At 44.5% G+C, this 19332-nt stretch carries 19 protein-coding genes; 13 read left to right on the forward strand and 6 right to left on the reverse strand.

Annotated features, from left to right (window positions below; all coding sequences use genetic code 11):
- Positions 1 to 418: 418 nt before the first annotated feature.
- The 3 genes from C7475_RS19965 to C7475_RS19975 are packed head-to-tail and all read left to right on the forward strand — an operon-like array spanning position 419 to position 3215.
- The gene (locus C7475_RS19965) at positions 419 to 1237 is read left to right on the forward strand and encodes an AraC family transcriptional regulator (protein WP_110055408.1); all 819 of its coding nucleotides are present in this window, start codon (positions 419 to 421) and stop codon (positions 1235 to 1237) included.
- Between the two features lie 28 nt (positions 1238 to 1265).
- Positions 1266 to 2063: an SDR family NAD(P)-dependent oxidoreductase gene (locus tag C7475_RS19970; RefSeq protein WP_110055163.1), complete on the forward strand. Its 798-nt coding sequence runs from the start codon at positions 1266 to 1268 to the stop codon at positions 2061 to 2063.
- 60 nt (positions 2064 to 2123) lie between these two features.
- The gene (locus tag C7475_RS19975; protein ID WP_110055164.1) at positions 2124 to 3215 is read left to right on the forward strand and encodes an amidohydrolase family protein; all 1092 of its coding nucleotides are present in this window, start codon (positions 2124 to 2126) and stop codon (positions 3213 to 3215) included.
- 64 nt (positions 3216 to 3279) lie between these two features.
- Here the strand turns inward: C7475_RS19975 and C7475_RS19980 are convergent, their stop codons facing one another.
- Positions 3280 to 4611: a M23 family metallopeptidase gene (locus C7475_RS19980; protein ID WP_158286557.1), complete on the reverse strand. Its 1332-nt coding sequence runs from the start codon at positions 4609 to 4611 to the stop codon at positions 3280 to 3282.
- Positions 4612 to 4726: 115 nt separating this feature from the next.
- Between C7475_RS19980 and C7475_RS19985 the strand changes: the two genes are divergently transcribed.
- Positions 4727 to 5686, forward strand: coding sequence for an RNA polymerase sigma factor (locus tag C7475_RS19985; RefSeq protein WP_110055166.1), 960 nt, complete (start codon positions 4727 to 4729; stop codon positions 5684 to 5686).
- A gap of 88 nt (positions 5687 to 5774) precedes the next feature.
- Positions 5775 to 6530, forward strand: a complete 756-nt coding sequence (locus tag C7475_RS19990) for a sterol desaturase family protein (protein ID WP_110055167.1) — start codon at positions 5775 to 5777, stop codon at positions 6528 to 6530.
- A gap of 98 nt (positions 6531 to 6628) precedes the next feature.
- Here the strand turns inward: C7475_RS19990 and C7475_RS19995 are convergent, their stop codons facing one another.
- The gene (locus C7475_RS19995; RefSeq protein WP_233259904.1) at positions 6629 to 7420 is read right to left on the reverse strand and encodes an alpha/beta fold hydrolase; all 792 of its coding nucleotides are present in this window, start codon (positions 7418 to 7420) and stop codon (positions 6629 to 6631) included.
- Between the two features lie 89 nt (positions 7421 to 7509).
- Between C7475_RS19995 and C7475_RS20000 the strand changes: the two genes are divergently transcribed.
- Positions 7510 to 7902: a helix-turn-helix domain-containing protein gene (locus C7475_RS20000; protein WP_110055168.1), complete on the forward strand. Its 393-nt coding sequence runs from the start codon at positions 7510 to 7512 to the stop codon at positions 7900 to 7902.
- Between the two features lie 112 nt (positions 7903 to 8014).
- Here the strand turns inward: C7475_RS20000 and C7475_RS20005 are convergent, their stop codons facing one another.
- Positions 8015 to 8395, reverse strand: coding sequence for a hypothetical protein (locus C7475_RS20005; protein WP_110055169.1), 381 nt, complete (start codon positions 8393 to 8395; stop codon positions 8015 to 8017).
- 160 nt (positions 8396 to 8555) lie between these two features.
- Here C7475_RS20005 and C7475_RS20010 point away from each other — a divergent pair, with 160 nt between their 5' ends.
- The gene (locus tag C7475_RS20010; protein WP_158286558.1) at positions 8556 to 10538 is read left to right on the forward strand and encodes a sensor histidine kinase; all 1983 of its coding nucleotides are present in this window, start codon (positions 8556 to 8558) and stop codon (positions 10536 to 10538) included.
- Positions 10528 to 11163: a response regulator transcription factor gene (locus C7475_RS20015; protein WP_110055171.1), complete on the forward strand. Its 636-nt coding sequence runs from the start codon at positions 10528 to 10530 to the stop codon at positions 11161 to 11163. Before C7475_RS20010 ends, C7475_RS20015 begins: the two co-directional genes overlap by 11 nt.
- 4 nt (positions 11164 to 11167) lie before the next feature.
- On the opposite strand, the gene C7475_RS20020 is transcribed toward C7475_RS20015, so the two are convergent.
- On the reverse strand, positions 11168 to 11755 hold the full coding sequence (locus C7475_RS20020; RefSeq protein ID WP_110055172.1) for a matrixin family metalloprotease: 588 nt from the start codon (positions 11753 to 11755) through the stop codon (positions 11168 to 11170).
- Between the two features lie 119 nt (positions 11756 to 11874).
- On the opposite strand from C7475_RS20020, the gene C7475_RS20025 reads away from it, so the two are divergent.
- From C7475_RS20025 to C7475_RS20045, 5 genes are all read left to right on the forward strand, one after another.
- Entirely contained in the window at positions 11875 to 12429 is a 555-nt protein-coding gene (locus C7475_RS20025; protein WP_110055410.1) for an RNA polymerase sigma factor, read from the forward strand.
- Positions 12407 to 13039 carry a hypothetical protein gene (locus tag C7475_RS20030; protein WP_110055173.1) on the forward strand — a complete coding sequence of 211 codons (633 nt, stop codon included), beginning with the start codon at positions 12407 to 12409 and terminating at the stop codon, positions 13037 to 13039. Before C7475_RS20025 ends, C7475_RS20030 begins: the two co-directional genes overlap by 23 nt.
- A gap of 7 nt (positions 13040 to 13046) precedes the next feature.
- Positions 13047 to 14153, forward strand: coding sequence for a hypothetical protein (locus C7475_RS20035; RefSeq protein ID WP_110055174.1), 1107 nt, complete (start codon positions 13047 to 13049; stop codon positions 14151 to 14153).
- A gap of 159 nt (positions 14154 to 14312) precedes the next feature.
- Entirely contained in the window at positions 14313 to 16652 is a 2340-nt protein-coding gene (locus tag C7475_RS20040) for a GAF domain-containing protein (RefSeq protein ID WP_110055175.1), read from the forward strand.
- A 151-nt stretch (positions 16653 to 16803) separates the two neighbouring features.
- Positions 16804 to 17664: an AraC family transcriptional regulator gene (locus tag C7475_RS20045; protein WP_110055176.1), complete on the forward strand. Its 861-nt coding sequence runs from the start codon at positions 16804 to 16806 to the stop codon at positions 17662 to 17664.
- Between the two features lie 91 nt (positions 17665 to 17755).
- On the opposite strand, the gene C7475_RS20050 is transcribed toward C7475_RS20045, so the two are convergent.
- Both C7475_RS20050 and C7475_RS20055 read right to left on the reverse strand, forming a co-directional pair.
- Complete coding sequence (locus C7475_RS20050; protein WP_110055177.1) at positions 17756 to 18232, reverse strand: Dps family protein; 477 nt, start codon at positions 18230 to 18232, stop codon at positions 17756 to 17758.
- Between the two features lie 138 nt (positions 18233 to 18370).
- On the reverse strand, positions 18371 to 19138 hold the full coding sequence (locus tag C7475_RS20055; RefSeq protein ID WP_110055178.1) for a lipopolysaccharide kinase InaA family protein: 768 nt from the start codon (positions 19136 to 19138) through the stop codon (positions 18371 to 18373).
- Positions 19139 to 19332: the final 194 nt, after the last annotated feature.

Genomic DNA, 19332 nt, shown 5'->3' on the forward strand with positions numbered 1-19332 from the left:
GATTGTCACAAGACAACGCCGCATTGGATCTCAGCAATGCGATCTGTCTTTACAGTGTCCGGGCCGTTATAGCTTAAAGGTTACAGAAAATACCTTTCAACACTGGTACTTTCCGACGGGAAAAATTACCGGCATAGGTGCGGCATCCTGCTGTTGGCTGACTACAAAGTCTTACAGTCTCCAAAGGCATACAGGCCACCGCATCTCAGATATAAGATGAGTGTTTAAAGTGCTTTGAGTTACAAAGTAAAAGAATAAATTTCGCATTAAACAAAATATTTGGAAAAGGGGTTGTAGTAATGATCATAGTATAAATCCTAAATGAACTTTCAAACAAAGCAGAAAGGACTTTTAAACAAATGGAAATAGGGCGGGATTGCTGAATTTTGCTTATCAGATCAATGGAAACGGATTGTCCATGAATAATAAAGATAACAAAGACGATACAGCCCGGCCGCGGATCTTATTAAACCGCTATGAGCGCAATGATATTGAAGGGGAGGCCTTTGTTGCGGACCATATATTCAGCTATATCATCAGTGGTAAACATGAGGTTTGGTCGGGTAACGAACGCTATAAGTTTGAGCCGGGGAATTATCGCTTCTTCCGAAGGAACCAACTGGCAAAATACGTGAAGCGAACAGACAGTAAAGGGTTCAGGTCTATTGCTGTCCACATTGACCAGCATACACTGAAAAGCATGAGCAGTGAATATGGCCTGGTTGCAGACAGGTCTTTTCCGGGAAGCGATGTACAGTTACTAAAGCCCAATCTGTACCTTGACCGGTATATGGATTCGCTTGCACCTTATCTGAATAACGCGGGCGCCCAACATGAGCATATCGTTTCATTGAAGGTAAAAGAACTTGTGTTCATTTTGCTGGCGACTAATCCGCTATTGCAACATGTATTATTCGACTTCAGCGATCCCGGTAAGATTGACCTGGAAGCCTTTATGAATACCCATTACAGGTATAATGAGGGTGTTGACCGGTTTGCATTTTTAACCGGCAGGAGCTTGTCTACTTTTAAAAGGGATTTCGCTGCACAGTTTCATACTACTCCGGGAAAATGGCTTACCAGGAGAAGGCTCGAGGAAGCACAATATCTTATTACTGAAAAGAAGAAAGTTCCTTCTGAAATATACCTTGACCTCGGGTTTGAAGATCTTTCTCATTTTTCATTTGCTTATAAAAAGGCATTCGGTGTTACTCCATCAGACGATCTGAGACAATAGTAGATTTCTTACAATAATTGATATACATATGGATTTAAAATTGACAGGCAAAAGGGCGCTGGTTACAGGCTCTAGTGCCGGACTGGGCGAAGCTATGGTTAAAATGCTGGCTTCAGAAGGTGCACAGGTAGTGGTACATGGACGGAATGCTGAACGTACCATGAAAGTTGTTGAAGACATCATCAGCAATGGTGGTAAAGCGGTTGCCGCAATTGGCGATCTGGCAACAGATGAAGGGGCGGACGAAGTATCTGAAGCGGCATTGGCAGATGGACCGATCGATATCCTGGTAAACAATGCCGGTTTTTATGGGCATACCTCCTGGGCGGATACTACACCGGCAGATTGGCTGGAAGTATACAACGTTAACGTTGTATCATATGTACGCATGATCAGACGGATCATTCCCGTTATGAAGACCAGGGGCTGGGGACGGGCTATCCATATTGGGGGCGGACTAGGTATGCAGCCTATTAATGACCTTCCGCATTATAGCGCTACGCTCGCAGCACGCCATAACCTTTCTGTGTCGTTGGCAAGACAGTTGAAAGAGACCGGCATTACTTCAAATGTGGTTGCGCCCGGAGGGATCATGAATGAAGGAGTAGAACAATGGTTGCGTAATGCAGCACAAAAAAATGGCTGGGGAGATAACTTCGATGAAATTGAAAGGAATGCAGTGAAGCAAATTATCCCTAATGATACAGGAAGGTTTGGCCGCCCCGATGAAATAGCGGGGGCAGTACTCTATCTGTGTAGTCCATATGCCGATTATATAAGCGGAGCACTCATTCGAGTGGATGGTGGAACCATTCGTGGAATTTAATCGTACCGTCTCTCTAACGCTGTTAAAAAACTTTAAATTTGAGAAAACAGCGTTAACTATATGCGTATACTGTCCATCTCCGCCTGTGCCCTATTAATTACTACTTCTATGTGTCATGGTCAGGAAAGGTCGAACATTGATTTTGAGAAGTATGACCCACCTTCCTCCCTCGTAGTACCGGAACATAAATTAACAAAAGCGAAGTTCCCTTTCATTGATGTGCATAACCATCAGAACGGCTTGTCTTCAGGAAACCTGCGGGACATCCTGCAGGATATGGATGCCCTTAATATGAAAGTGATGGTGAACCTTAGCGGAGGAAATGGGAGTCGTTTGAAAGCACAAACTGACAATGTGAAAAGTAAAGCGCCTAACAGGTTTATCATTTTCGCTAACATTGACTTTGGCGGTATAGGAGAGGAGGGATGGACAGAGAAAGCGGTACGCCAGCTCACGGAAGATGTTAAGAATGGCGCTAACGGACTGAAAGTATTTAAGAACCTCGGCCTCAGTGTGCGCGATAATATCGGTAAAAGGGTCGCTATAGATGATCCCCGGCTGGATGCTATCTGGGACCAATGTGGTAAACTGAAGATCCCTGTGCTCATACATGCGGCTGATCCAAAACAGTTCTGGCAGCCTGCTGATTATAACAACGAGCGCTGGCTGGAGTTGATCACCCATCCGGGTCGTAAGCGTGGTGATACTAATCCCGCACCCTGGGAACAGATCATTGAAGAACAGCATCGTATGTTCCGTAAACATCCCGGTACAACATTCATAAACGCTCACTTTGGCTGGTATGGCAGTGATCTGGCGCATCTGTCAGAATTAATGGACCAGATACCGAATATGTATGTAGAATTTGGCGCGGTGATAGCGGAGTTAGGAAGGCAACCACGGATGGCAAGGCAGTTTTTTGAGAAGTACCAGAACAGGATACTTTTTGGTAAAGACTCCTGGCAGCCGGATGAATATGCCACATATTTCCGTGTACTCGAAACTGCTGATGAATACTTCCCATATCATAAAAAGTACCACGCTTTCTGGCGTATGTATGGTATGGCACTGCCGGATGATATTTTGAAGAAAGTGTATTATCAGAATGCTATCAGGATCATTCCGGGAATAGATAAGAGCTTGTTTGAATAAGATGTAACATAGGAAAGGGGCTGATCATTCAGCCCCTTTCTTATATAAAAGTATAGTCTGTTTTTCAATCGACCCATATCCAGCCCTTCTCTTCCTCATAGTTAACAAATTGATAGTTCCCACTATTACCTAACACCTGTATATTTTTCCCTGCAGGGATCATTGTTTTCATTGCGGCAATGGTATCCGGAGCCTCTAACAAACGGATATTGTTCTTAGTCAGCAGGCGTTTGTAAGGTTGTCCTGAGACGAATTTACTGTCTACAAATCCTTCCCTGTTATCGGGCAATACTACTTTATACCAATTGCCGGTAGCAGCTATAATTTGCATCATGTAATTGGCTGGCAGCTTTTCAAGAACGCCGCTGTTCTTTGCAGGAGAAGCAAGCAATGAAGTAGCGGCAGTGCTACGGGCAGACGTTTGCAGGAGACTTGTACTAGCTTGTACTGATGCAGGATCCGGCCTTTTCCTGTTGACAAATGGCAGGGGATCAATTGCTCCGCCGTTTGTATAAATGCCAAAATGCAGGTGGGTAGGAGTATAGCGGGCGTTGCCTGTATTACCCATTAACCCCAGGGTATCTCCCGTACGTACGCTTTGGCCTTCCCTGACTATTTGCGAGTCGAGATGTGCATAGTACAACGTATATGGTTTTCCTTCGGGATGCATAAAGATGACTTTTCCTCCAAGATTGTTTTGGCGGGTACTTGTGATCATGCCATTAGCAGCTGCAACTACGGGAGTACGGAATTTACCAAAGATGTCAATGCCCTCATGACTACGGGCGCCTTTATCACGGGCATCGCCCCAGAAGCTGCCGATCTTATGGTCAGCATTACCGGCTACGGGAAAGGCGAGGGAAGGGGCTGTATTGATAGTAAGCGTATACTCCCCGCTTTGCAGTAACTCGGGTTGCAGGCGTAATAGGAAACGGCCGTCCCGTTCTACCTCATATTGTAATGCTCCGGTAAGCGTATCTGCCTCTGCGAGCAATAATTGCTTATTGGCACCTTCCGCAGGTTGCCAGAGATCAGTAAAAAGCCGTAAGCGGACTGATGATCTTATAGTGACGCGGATATCCAGTTTGTCACCACGGCGAGCCGTAAAAAGGTAGCCTGCCGCATCCGGTTTCTCTGCCGCGAAGTAGCCGGTTTCCTTATAAGGTAATGTAATGGTCAGTGGGCTTGCCAGTGCCTTATTAGCTGCGGAGAACCATAAGTTTCCCATTGTGCTGTTACCCAGGCCTGCGTCAGTAATACGGCCTGCATACTGTTCATGTGCTGTTTTCTTTGTAAATAAGCCCCGTTTTGACGACGAACAAGCGGTGAACGTAAATGTGTAGCAAAAAAAAAGGATGCCGGTAATGAGGCTATAATATGCGTTTCTGAAGATCATAGCGAAGTATTTCATATTAGATCATACAATTGTCACGCCAGCTCTCATCGTATTATGACAGGAATATTACTCCTGTTCGATCTGCAACCCCTAATTTTGCATTGGAGTTGACCATATGATGAAATCAGAAGATATAAGAGCCGACCTCTTAGGACTGGCATTGGAGGGGAACGAAAGGATGCTTAATACACTGCTGGGCCAATATAGGCCGCAGTTATATGCTGTTGCATTAAATATTTGCGGATATGTGCCCGCTGCTGAAGACGCCGTGCAGGAGGCGATGCTCATTGCTTACACGAAACTAAATCAGCTGAAAGATCCCGCTGCATTTCTGCCCTGGCTGAAGAAGATCGTTTCTAACTGCTGCTACCAGGCGCTCAGAAAAAATAAACTAGAACTTACTGATGCGACCGGGCCTGGAATGGAGGGACAGATTGAAGCTTCTATTGAAAAGCATTATGACGACATGACGATGCGGGATGCGCTCTATACATCGTTATCCAGGTTGCCTGATGTACTGCGCAGCACCATGGTATTGCGTTACCTGAGTGATTACAACAGTTATGAGCAGGTTGCTGCTATATTAGGTATTCCTGTAGGTACCGTCAGGAGCCGTCTCAGCGAAGGCAGAAAACAGCTGCTACAGCAATGGAATGATCATCAATATGCAGATAGTGTGGAATACGAACGGTCTCAATACTGGAATGATTTCTATTCCGAGGTGTTTTCGGGGATGTATGATGATAAAAATTATCTGAATGTTCTGAAAGACCACATTAAAGATGATTTGGAGCTTGTCTTTACAAGTGGAAAATCTGCAAAGGGAAGGAACGTGTTCATATCTGGTCTTTATGATGATTTTGAACATGGCAGCCGCTTGTCTGCTGTTAATTCCTGTATTACCAGCGGCGACCTGACGATAGCACATGTATCTTTTGCCAATTCACCGGAGCATCCTACGCATTGTCCACCGGGATCGTTCGTGACAATGTATAGAAAGAAGGGAAAAATGACCCGTATCAGGCTTTATCATCCACTCCATCTCAAAACGATCGTTACACGTGAGAATGCCTGATTTCTGTTTATAGTTTCCGGCTGATCTTTTTCTTTTATTACCGAACTTTTTAAACAAACCATGCATCTATATTTAAAACGTGTAGATCATGATAGAGTTATTGGCCCATATCCAACCTATTGTGCTGATTATTATGTTGATAATTATGTACGGAGTGGAGAACCTGTTTTCTTATCTGCCCAAACCGGCTAACAGAAATAGCCAGGACCTTCGCAACTTTTCATTATCCATATTGGCCCTGTTGCTAAACGCAGTGCTGAGCGTACTTGTGGTTATGGTGCTAGAGCTGGCAGCAATACATCAGTGGGGTCTGCTGAACCGGGTAAGCCTGCCTGTCCAGGCGAAGATCGTTGCAGGTGTGCTGTTGTTCGACTTTGGCAGTTACATGACACATTACCTTCAACACAAAGTGCCGTTCTTCTGGCGTTTTCATAGCAAGCATCATTCACCGCTGCATCTGAGTAGCTCGCCGGAACTAAGCCTTCGTCCAATGGATATTGTATTGGCACAATGCCTCTATCAATGCGTCGCTGTCGTATTAACCGGTATCTCTCCAACCGCTTTTGTGTTCTACAGCAGTATTGCAATACCCTTGCTCATATTGAAGCATAGCAATATAAAGCTGCCTCATTGGCTGGAAAATGCAGGCAGGTTGGTAATTGCTACACCCGGATGGCATAAGATCCATCATTCTTCCTGTAAACCTGAGACGGATTCTCATTTCGGAGATGTGTTCAGTATATGGGACAGGATCTTTGGTACCTGCGGACAAAAAAAGCCACTGAGATCAACGGATACCTGGGTGAATGTCAGAAAAACCTTCAGCAGGAAGTGGGTTACATGATCGGACATCTAAAATTTTATCCATGTATGCTACCCCGGTTTAGTGAACAATTCGAAGAAAAGCGGCACTGTAATAGCGCCGCTTTTTCCGTAAGATGATCATTTGAATGATTCCAGCAATGCAGCTGTTTTTTGCGGTTCAGTTATCATGGCGTCATGACCTGTTTTCAGCTCATAGTACTTCCAGTCTTTGCTGTTCCTTGCCTTTTCAGCATAAGGAACTATAGCAGGCAGTTGATTTACTGTGCAGGAAATATAGATCATTGGCAAATGATTCCCGTACGGATGTTGTAACACCAATGGCTGACTGAAGGTGCGGAATGGGTGTCCTGTCAGTCGTGCGTTGACCCATTTGATATCTTCCGGATCAGTTACACCAAATACATCTGCAGACCATGCCGGAATGGTCAGTCCGCCATCTTTCTCTCCTGATTTTATCATCAATTCCTGTACGGCTTTAGGCTGTACAGACATTGGGCTTTGTCCGTTTTCTATCAGCAATGCGTCCAGGAACACCAATTTACTGAGCCGTTCAGGAATGCGGTCAGCAACACCGGCTATAACAGTACCGGCATAGCTATGCCCTACAAGTATTACATCATGGAGATCTTCCATTTCTATCAGGTTAACAATATCTGAGATATGTGTTTCCAGGTTGATGGCCGGGCTCAGAACGTTCTTATGCTCTCCCTGTCCACTGAGTGTTGGTGTGTATACAATACCTCCATGTGCCCTTAACTCGCTGCTTACGCGCTGCCAGCACCAGCCGCCATGCCAGGCGCCGTGTACAAGTACGTATACAGGATGTTTGGGCGAAGGTGATTGCGCCTGGATATCCGTAAATACAAAAACAGAGATCAGTAAAAGAAATGCCAGTCTGAATGTTCTCATGTTCATAATGTTTAATTTTGCGGCAAAGTTACCGGCGCCGTTAAAGGCAATCAATAACTCACCCGAAAGTGAGCTTTAAACAATTTTATATGGCAACTAAGGTTAAAGAGTGTTCTACCAATGCTTATAATCTGAAAGTACTGGCTGACTCATGTGAGGTGAATGATGTTCTGGCAATGATCAGCCCGAGATGGAAAATGCAGATCCTGTACAGTATTTCAAAAGGAGTGCGGCAGTTCAACTGCCTGCAAAAGACCTTCCCTTCCCTGTCAGATCAGGTGCTGGGGAAAAGGTTGAAAGAATTGGTGAATGAGGGCCTTGTGGAAAAGACAATGCTGGCGGATACCGTTCCTCAACAAACTTTATATACGCATACAAAACGAGCGGAGGCGTTATTAGAGATCATATTGGAACTGTATTTATGGGGAAAGAAAGAATGGGACCTGCAGGCATGTACAGTTGGGAAGAAGTTACCGGTATAAGAATATTCGTTTCAATAAAAAGTAAAGGGCAACGCTAACGTTGCCCTTTTTTGTTGGGAGTTCAACAAGAGATGTGGCCTGCTATGCTTAAGACATATCAGTATAGAGAATATTAGAATGAATAACTTGCAGACGCACTTAGGTACTTTCCTGTCGAAGTACCTTCTTTCTTTAATTCACCGTCTACAAAGATCTGCACCTTCAATGAAGAAGATGCGTCTACTCCTGTAGCGGAAACTGCAGCATTCGCCAATATTGAACCTGCGGGAACAGTGATCTCCGGGCTGCTCCAGGTAGTGCCGGAAAGGCTGGTAACAGTTGTCGGGTTAGAATCATAACCATATACAGCTATCTCAATGTTGGAACCAGTGCTGGCGATTGCCTTGAATGTTACTTTATGAGAAGAGGATGAGGGTTTGTCATCATCTTTAGAACATCCGGTAAAGATTGAGGCGAACATCAATGTCAGCAGAGCGTTTCTTAAAAATTTCATAAATGCAAAATTTGGTAAAATGCCTACTCTTTCGGTGATTCAGTTTTCGGCGTCCCTGTTATCGGAAGGCAAAGGTATACCTGACCGTTAGGCATGACAATACCCGGATTCCATGATTTATTTCTACCTGTTTCCAGGTATTTTTTCTATTTTGTCGCCCATGACCCGTTTTATTAGCCTGATAGCATTATTCGTAGCGATTTCTTTATCTAGTGTAGCTCAGTTACCCCTGAATATGCAGCGATATCATGATAGCCTGACCAACATTATTAGACAAACGGCTTCCGATAGTTTAAAGGCCAGGGCCAATTATGCGCTTGTATATTACTGGGTGCCCATTGATACCGCAAAGGCCAGACATTGCCTGGACGAGGCGCGCAGGCTTAGTAAACAATATCCATTTTTGTTGGCTGTTTCGTATGCTCATGAAGGATATCTCTATTATAGTTCAGATATAAACCGTAGTGATGCCGCTTTTGCTACTGCCGATAGTCTGTTGAAACATTTTACTACAAGAGAAGCTTACCAGGCATCGGCAAACGTCTGGATAAACCGTGCAGCTATCAAACAAAGGAAAGACGATGACAGGGCCTATATCGACATTGTACTCAATAAGGTCATTCCGTTGGCATTGAAAGCTGGCGATAGCGCCATAGTCGCTTCCCAGTATGCAGGTGTAGGAGTAGCCTTTATGAATGTGGAACAGTACGATAAGGCGGAACCCTACTTTAATGACGCTATTAAGATCTATCAATCTATTCATGCACAGCCCAGCAGACTGGTGGCTGCGTTGAACAGGGCAGGAGAGAACTATGTGCTGTTGAAAAAATTTGAAGAAGCGAAAAAGACAGTCGCTACGGTAAAACCACTACTGGCACCTTTTCCGGAATCAGAGCTGTACGCTGTACACTATATGGTGGAAGGCTTATGCTATTTGCACGATCAACAGTACACACTGGCCGAGACAAGTTTCAACAAAGGCATAGCGGCTGCTAAAGGCCCCAACGGTGCTTATGTAATACAGGAGATAGAGCTCTATAAGGTAAAAGCATTGCTGGCAAATAAGAAATACGAACCTGCAAGGCAGATCCTGCTGGAACTTTCGGCAGATGAAGAATTGATGGAACTAGGGACCAGCAGGCTGGAGGTATACGAAGGACTGGCAGCGAGTTATGCCGGACTTGGACAAATGAAACCTGCCTATGAATGGATGAAGGTATCCAGGCATTTGAGCGATAGCTTACATGAAAGCGATCTGACAAATGATATCAATGACCTGGAGATGAAATACCAGCGCGCGGAAAGTCAGAAAGAGATCATTACGCTGAAAGCAAAAAATGAACAGGCCGCCCTTTCGGCAAAGAACAGCCGCCTGTATAGTATACTCTTTGCTTCAACTACTTTACTCCTGCTGGTCGTTGCCATATTTGCGCTATTGTACTATCGCAGTAATAAGAAATTACTGGTGCAGAAAGAATTGAATCATCAACAGGAGCTAAAGGAAATAGAACAGCAACAACGGCTGCAGTTCGGTCAGGCCGTTCTGCAGGGTGAAGAGCAGGAGCGACGAAGATTGGCCAGAGACCTGCACGATGGGCTGGGGGGAATGCTGGCAGGTGTGAAAATTAATCTGTCAGGCCAGGTGGAGAAAATGGCATCGGAACAGCAGGGGGAGCTGAAGAAGATCATAAAACAAGTGGATGACTCAGTAACAGAACTGCGGCGAATTGCTCATAATATGATGCCTGTAAATTTGTTGAGATCCGGCCTGCAGGCTGCCCTGAAAGACTTAAGTGAATCACTGATGACGGACGCCGTAAAGATTGACTTCCAGGCCTACGGTATTGAACCATCTATACCTGAACAGACGCAGATCAACATCTACCGCATTATCCAGGAGATGCTGGCGAATGCCATCCGTCATGCAGATGCCAGCAGTATTATGTTGCAATGCAGCCAGGACGGAGATACTTTCCTGATCACACAGGAAGACAATGGAAAAGGTTTTGATACATCAGCCCATGCAAAGGGTATAGGGCTTAGTAATATCAGGAACAGGGTAGGCTTCCTTAGAGGTACGATGGATATTACATCTGTTATCAATGAAGGAACTACGATAAATATAGAATTACATGCCGGATAATAAGATCACACTCGCTATTGTTGATGATCATCCAATTGTACAGGAGGGATTGCAAAAATTACTGGCGGGTGCCACAAACATAACCATCACAGGCTGTTTTACAACAGGAGCAGATTTTATAGACTTCCTGAAGAAGCATCCTTTAAATATTGTCCTGTTGGATATCAGCCTCCCTGATGTGAATGGTATTGACCTTTGTAGGGAAATAAAGAAGTTGTCGCCCGCTACCAGCGTGCTGGCTCTGAGTAATCATAATGAACGCAGTATAATATTTCAGATGTTGCAGAATGGTGCGACGGGTTATTTACTGAAAAACATCTCCGGAGAAGAATTGATAACCTGCATTAATGAAACGATGAAAGGAGAGTTTGCTTTTAGTAATGCGGTGAAAGAGATCCTGGCGCGGCCATCTGCGAATGAGTTAAGGGAGATCCCCAAACTCACCAAAAGGGAAAAGGAGATCCTGCTGCTTATTGCCGATGGTATGACAACTTCCGATATAGCAGGTGCGCTCCATTTAAGTCCATTAACGGTAGAAACACATCGCAAAAGCCTGTTACAGAAATTTGAAGTGAAGAACGTAGCCGCTATGATCAAGATCGCAACTGAGCAACGGTTGATCTAGACAATTATATTTTCCAGCCTTTCTTTTGCAGATAAGCCGCGCAGCTTTTGCAGAAGGCTTTTTCTTCCCCGGTAGGGTCGCCGCCTTTGGCGTCACGCATGAAACAGGTGGAGTCTGCACAATGTTGTAAGCCCATATTATGCCCCAGTTCATGAATAACTACCTTATAGAAGTTCTTTTTGTTCTTTAAACGGTAGCTGGATACAACGCAGGCCCTCCCCGGACAATAACCCAGTCCCATAACGCCAAAGTCAGCATATTCTCCTTTAGTCGTGCTGATGTCCTGCATGGTTACACCAACGTATATTTCATTTGGCTTCGCCTGATGGCTCATCCAGCGTATAAGGGAATCTGCCCGGTAGCGGTTCCGTGGGGCATAAAAGGCCATGTCCGGCATATCTACAGCTGCATGCAGCTCCGCCTGACCGGATATTTGCTGTATGTTATCGTAAGCTTCCTTTAAATAATTTTCGTCTACATTACCCAGCGGGAGAATGATAATATGTGTATCTGATCCCTTGCGGTTATCAGCACTGTTATCGCATCCTGCGAAGGTTAGTAAAAGTAATATTGCTAATATTCTAATTGCCATGTTCTGCCCTTTCTTTAAAGATAAGGACAGCCTTTAATATTTTCTTAGGCAAAATTTATTTGCCCGGGCAACCCTTTCTCATTAAACTGCATTTATGATTGTATAAACCCGATGTTTCCTTGACTATACCGGAACTCATAAAAGAAGCTAAAAAGGGCAGCGCAGCCGCCCAGAGGTACTTGTTTGACCTGCTGTCAGACAAGATGCTGATGGTATGCCGCCGCTATGTCAGAAATCAGCAGGACGCGGAAGAGTTACTGCTGGACGGCTTTTATAAGTTCTTTAAGTCTCTTCCGGACCTGAACTATCAGAGTGACGCAGCTTTGTACAGCTGGTTGAAAAGGATCATGATCAATGAATGCCTGATGTTCCTGCGAAAGAAGAACGCATTTGTTGTCGTATCAGAACATGTAGCGGAAACGGTGGCGTTGGAAGAAAACATCCTGAACGACCTGTCGGCGGCAGAGATCTTCAGCCTGATTATACAATTGCCTGCAGGTTATAGAACGGTGTTTAACCTCTACGTTATAGAGGGAATGAATCACGGTGAAATAGCCGGATTACTGGGAATCTCAGAAGGAACTTCCAAGTCCCAGTTGAGCAAGGCGAAATCCTTATTGCAAAAAATGCTAATGCAGCAAAATATTGAGTATGTCAAACGAAAAACGCAGTGATAGCTGGTTAGATAAGCTGGATGGACTGGAAGGTCTGCCAGGGGAGGCGCCGTTTGATAAAATGGCAGCCTGGGAACGTCTGCACCACCGACTGAACGAAAAAAAAGGTAAAAAGAGAGCTGTATGGTACTGGGCGGCAGCCTGTTTGTTCATTGCCTCTATGGTGCTTGTACTGCCAAAACAGGGACGTAAAGACAACTTTTCCCCCCCTGCTGTTTCGCGCGTGGATATAAGAGACTCGAATGTGCAAAAGGAACAGGTAATAGTGAAGGAACCCATATTGGTAATAGCAGACACGCCTGTTGAAAGAAAGGTCATTCCGTCAAAAGAAAAAAGGAATGCGATTACAGCTGATATAGCCGCCATAATACCACCGGTAATAAGCCCGGCCCCTCATCTGGATACAATACAGGAAGAGACGGCGACAGTGGCAGCAGCACCCCATAAAATGCGTGTAGTGCATATCAATGAAGTAGGAGGGGATGTGATCGGCAATGCCTATGTATACCCGGAACATAAACAATTCAAAATAGCCATCAGTGGCCCGGCAGGTTTCGCCAGCCAGGTGGTGGCCGACAAAACATCTAAAACACTTTCTCCCAAAAACTAAATAGAAAATGAAGACAAGCATTTACTTTCTGATGTTCTTTATGAGCATCACAGGGATAGCGCATGCCCAGGAAAATCAGCCCGTTACCAATGAAGACCGGATCTTTGACCTGCCTGCCAATGAGATCAACAGACGTTTTCTGATAGCGCTGGATAAAGGCGATAAAATGCAGGTAGAGCTGGTGGGGCTGAGGGACCTCGACCGGGTAGCAAACATTGATTCATTGCTCAGGATATTCCTCAAAGACCTGGCCCCGTTGAAAGATTCTTTGTCCGACGAGCTTTCCGTAAAACGTATCGATTATGTAATGGAACCACCGGCTGCAAAGAAGATCCGTCTCAGGCAGTCAAGACCCACAGGGAACAGCTACCTCGTGCTGCAGGATGACGTGGCAGCGTTGAAACTGGAACAGGACACGGTCCATTTTATCGGGGTAGTGCCGGTACCCGGACAGAAGACCGTTCACCGGTACAGGATCAGTTTTTTTGTGAACCATCTGAATGATCTTGTCAACTATACCGACGGACGTTTGCAGGCACGGCTGGTCAGCCTCAGAGAGAATATATACACCGATTGGGTAAGGGATGATAAAGGAATGATGCATATCCGGAAAGACTATGCCATATCGGCCAAACTGACGGGAGGCTCACTTAGTGCGCACGGCGACTATTTAGGCTTCAACATTTCTGCCAACATCCAGAACTACAAAAATTACTTTGTGCCTTCCTTCAGCCTGGGCGCTACGGCAATAACCGGATCAATGAGCAGAAACAATAAAACGCGCGAATTCGGGGCTTACTGGGAGCCTAACTTTTTCTTCGGCCGGGATAATGAAGGCAAGTTAAAGACCTACAGGAACGACTTCCTGACGGTGGTATATGGTAGTGGGCCGGCAAGGAAGGATAGCGGAAAGAAAGAACCTTATCTGCAATATGTTTTCTCCGTAAGTTATCTTATTCACAGAAGCGGCGACTATTTCGAGAAACACACCTTCCGCACAGGCATCGGACGCATGTCATTGTTTGAAGGAAAGACGAAGATTGAGCCTGTCCTGTATTTTCATGAATTCTTCAAAGGTGTTACTCCTGGTATACGACTTATACAAAGCTTTTAATAATCCCCCCTAACGCCTCGTATCAACGTGAACCCAAAAGCATGGGAGAATTACGGGAATTCCCGTAATTTTCTCTCATGTATACCTGTTGTATTCTAATGTCCCCCATTTTACGTATGTTCACTAAATTTGTATCAACGCAGCAAAGATATCTACGCCATGAAAAAGAACATACTGGACCTTTCCGGCAACAAGGCACTCCCTTTTCCGCTGGATACGGCCATTTCTTTTAACCCTTTCATTGACTACCTCCGCAGGCGGGTTGCAGGAGAAAAAACGGCCAAGGCTGGTATATACAAGACCGCACTCGCACTGTTTGAAAAACATAATTTACAAGACGTAACCCTTTCGCTTGAAAATATTCATGAATATGAAGAGCTGTTGGAACAGATGTATGTCTGTCTCTCTCCTCCTTTGTTAAATGAGTTTGAAGTAGCCTGGGGATTGGGCTTCCCATTCCAGCCCGTTATCTTCTATGCTACCCCCATGTTGCATGAACTGATGGCCGGAACTATATCTGATCAGGATAAGTATGTAGTAGTAAAAACGCCGGAGGAATATCATAAAACGAGGATGCAGATGGTATATTCCTTCATTCTGCAACGGTTGTATAATTTTCGTATTCCCGTACAGATTGAGCAGTATCATGCAGGTACTAATATGCAAACCGGGTTGCTGCAATATTTTGCAGTACATCTTAATACAGATTTCCTGGAGGTGATACCAAACGGACAACTGCCTATGCCCGACTTCAAGGAACTGTCTGTAAAGATGGCGGAAGATGGAACATTGGATATACTTGAGAAGATCATGCCTTTGTCAATGTTCTCATTCCGTGGGATAACCATGGTAACAATATCCGATGTAACAGCCGAGAAAGCCGTGGAGAATATCGAAAGCGTCAGACTGGCCAGAACGCCGGATAATGATGAGACCAGCTATCTCCATGTGATCCAGTCCCTGAAAACGATTGTCGGAAATAATAAGATAGAGTTTGACCTCTTCCCGCTGGTAACAATAAACAATGAACCTGTTTATGGGTACAGGAAGGGAGGAACAGGCATCCTGTTCGAAGTGTGGGGAGAAAGACTGTCACCTGAGGTTTTCCGCAAACAGGCGAAAGGCTATTTCTCCAATCCCAATTCTTTTTTCTCAAGAGATATCTTTGGCCTGAAGGAGATGGAAATTAGTTTCCTGGAACATTTCCGGAAATTAAAAGTCAGGTCGCTCGCGCTGATGCCGGTATTTTACAATCGCCAGCCGGTAGGAGTACTGGCTATGCATACCTGGGAGGATGATACTTTTGATGAAACAGCACTGTCTTTGCTGGAACCTGCTCTACCGGCCATAGGAAGCTTGATGCAGGTCTATATTGACGAGTTTAACCTGGAGATAGAAAATATCATTAAAGAGAAATTTACCTCCATACAGCCCTCCGTACAGTGGAAATTTAATGAGGTAGCCTGGCATTACCTGCACGACAGGAAGCGGGGACAACCGGAAAAGACAGAAACGATCCACTTCAATGATGTATTCCCGCTATATGGTGCGGTAGATATCAGGAATTCGACCCTGGAAAGGAACAAGGCTATCATTTCCGACCTGGATAGCCACCTGGACCTGCTGATGAATACGCTGACGGCTTTGCAGCTTGAACATCATTCAGTGCTACAGGAAGAAATGATCTATAAATGTAGTAAGTGGAAGGAAGTGCTGGGACAGGAGTTGTTGAATGGCAGTGATGAAGACAGACTGGTGACCTTTTTCAGGGAAGAGACGACGCCTTACCTGGAGCATCTGTCAAAACTGAATGGCAATAACGCCTTGCTGGCCGATTATATGACGGCGCTGGATAAGTTCAATAGTAATGTGCACGGCAATAAACATGCATTGGAAGTATCTATGCAGATGATCAATAATGCGGTTAACAATTATTTTGAATCAGAGAAAGACCAGCTGCAACGTTCATACCCCTGTTATTTTGAAAAGTTCAGGACGGATGGAGTGGAATATGATATCTATATCGGGCAATCCTTTGCACCAAATCATCCGTTCAATCACTTCCACCTGAAGAACGTGCGTTTATGGCAGCTGTCATCAATGGCGGCCGTAGCAAAGCTGACAGCATCTTTGTTGCCGGATATGCCGATACCAATGCGCACTACACAACTGGTATTCGTTCACAATCATACGATAGATATCAGCTTCAGGGCTGATGAGAGAAAGTTTGATGTGGAAGGTGCCTATAACATCAGGTATCAGATGATCAAAAAAAGGATCGATAAGGTGCATATCCGTAATACGGAAGAACGGCTCACGCAACCCGATAAGATCGTACTGATCTATTTCGATAATAAAGATGTTGAAGATTATATTCCATTTATACATTACCTCCAGGAAAAAGGGACATTGAACAACGACCTGGAAGAACTTGAACTGGAAGACCTGCAGGGATTGAGCGGATTAAAGGCATTGAGAGTAGGTGTAACTGCCGGATAACTTTTTGACGAGATGTCGGGAAAAGAACGCACAATTGACGATATATCGCCCTTGTTAGATGTCTGTGTTATTGCATAAGTGATTGATTTTTATTGTTTTCCTAATGTGGTATTCATATTGCCTGATACGGTTGAATTAAATCTGTCCGTCTATGAACCACAAAGAAGTAAAATCCCTGACAAGAACCGGGATTGAAATCTATACCCTCGGGTCTGCGGATGCTGTGAATGCGTTACGTGAGCGGCAGACCCTCAGACTGGAAAATGTCGAGATCTTATGGTGTAAGCGAGGCGCCGGTACGGTAGAAGCAGATGGGAGGATCAATTTGCTGGCGGAACAACAGGTCTATTGTTTTCTGCCGGGACAATTGAGAAAGTTTCAGCTGGATGATTCTGTTAACGGTTATTACCTTTCTTTCCCTCCTGATTGTCTATATCTGGCGCCTAACCTGAAAGAGCTGATGTCCTCTTTTGAAGAATACATACTCAACATGCAGTTGCTTACTTTCCGTGCCGACGAGTCCATACAAACGGAGCTCGAAGGAATAGTGAAGAAGATGAAACGGGAGTGTGAGAACAATCTCTGGATGCGCTCCGAAGTATTATCTGGCCTGCTGAATGTATTTATGATCTATATATCACGGGAACTTGGAGTGAGCGGACATACGCTGGTCATTTCGAGGGAAGGGGAAATTGCCAGGAGGTTTATGACAATGCTGAAGGAGCAATTTATTACCAGGAAAAAGGTAGCCGATTATGCAGATGCTTTAAGTGTTACACCTAACTATCTTAACACTGCCGTAAAGAAAGTAACAGGCTTCACCGCCAGTTATCAGATCCATAAACTGATCATACTGGAAGCTAAGCGACGTATGATGTACTCGGATTGTAGCCTGAAGGAGATCGCTTATTACCTGGGCTTCGAAAGTCAGGCGCATTTCAGTAAGTTCTTCAAATCAAAATCAGGTATGAATTACACCAGTTTTAAACATAGCTTGCTTGAAGCTGTATAAGATTTGCCGAATCCAGTTAGCTATATTCTATAAAATGAGAATCCCGCAGTATTAAGCTGCGGGATTCCTTTTATAGAGAGTAGGTGGGCAATTATTTGCGGTAGTGCGCTCTTAACATCCAGGCCATCTTCTCATGCGTTTCTATTAATCCGGTAATGAAATCGCTGGTACCAACATCTTTGAAAGTATTTGCGAATGGATCAACATTACCTCTGAGGAACTCTATGATACTTTCATGATCTCCCAGTAATTCTTTCATGAAGCCCATGCTATCATTATCCCTTTCACTGTATTCAGTCAGGTGTGTGAGACTCAGGAAGCTTTTCAGGGTAGCAGGCGCATAGTGACCCAGAGAGCGGATCCTTTCTGCAACGCTATCCATGATCTCATCCAGTTCTTCATACTGTGATTCGAAAAACAGATGCATTGAATGGAAATCAGGTCCTTCAACATTCCAGTGTGCATTACGCGTCTTAGTATAAAGTACATACTCATCCGCCAGTAATTTTGCCAGCTGGTTAGTAACCTGCTGCCTGTTTGCATCAGTAATACCAATATTCGTATTCATATATCGCTTGTTTAGTACCGCAAAGGTAGCACATTATTGCCTCTTTAGAATGTGTGATCTATAATATGGACATCAATTACGGTAATGTTTACAACAACATAACATAGTGTAAAGTAATGAAACGAAATGTAAGTTCCGTTACCTGTATGCAGGTATCAACAACCTTTTGAAGACCTGCTTCATCCGCTGTTTTCTATACATGCGCATCGATCGTTGCTTACGGTAGTTCAGCAATGCCGACAATGCGAAAAGCTCATTCTCTCCGCTAACCTGCGCATAGTGCTGACACAGGTAGGCCAGCATCGTAAGCGGAAGGTCCAGCCGACGAAGGTTCTTCATCCGGTAGTCAAAGGAATGGGCGCCGAAGGTCATCCTGTTGTTGTCGATCAGTGTAAATACATACGCATCGCCATCTTGTTTGAACAGGATATTACCGATGGAATAGTCCTGGTGGAAGATATTATGCTGATGTAACTGATAAGTATACTTCGCTAACGAACTTAATACCTTCCTCGCCTCGTCTCCGGGCATATCAAGTATTTCTTTTAAGGGCCGGTAATCGGTGTATGTACTGATGAAGTAACTCTCTTTCATCATCAGGTTGTTCACACACTCTATATAGGCTACAGGCTCGGGAATGCGAAACCCTTTATTGATCAGCAGGCGGGCATATTCAAATGCACGCTTTGCTTTAGAGGGTAAAATATTAGCATATACGAAACGGTTAAAGAGATAGATGCCCTGGTACGATTTAATGACCAGTCTTACATTCTTCGCTTTGTCCACATGTATAATATTGCGCGCCTGATGAATAGTTACCCCTAATGAGCTGAACTTCGTCGGTATCTCCTCAATGTATTGTCTCAGAAATTCATACTGAGGTGCCAATTCTATATGAATATGCATCACACTTTCTTATTTCCACAATTAATAATATAAATTTTCTTCTCATGAAGATTCATGATCACATCACGAACAGAAGTAGGTTTGAGCAGATATTCGCTACAGCGAACGATGGGGCATAGGAGATAGGGGAAGACACTACAAATATGCATTGGTTTTTTGAAACGAACAAATTCTGATGTTGTATATAACGGAGG

This window comes from Chitinophaga sp. S165 (assembly GCF_003182155.1).
Taxonomy (GTDB): Bacteria; Bacteroidota; Bacteroidia; order Chitinophagales; family Chitinophagaceae; genus Chitinophaga.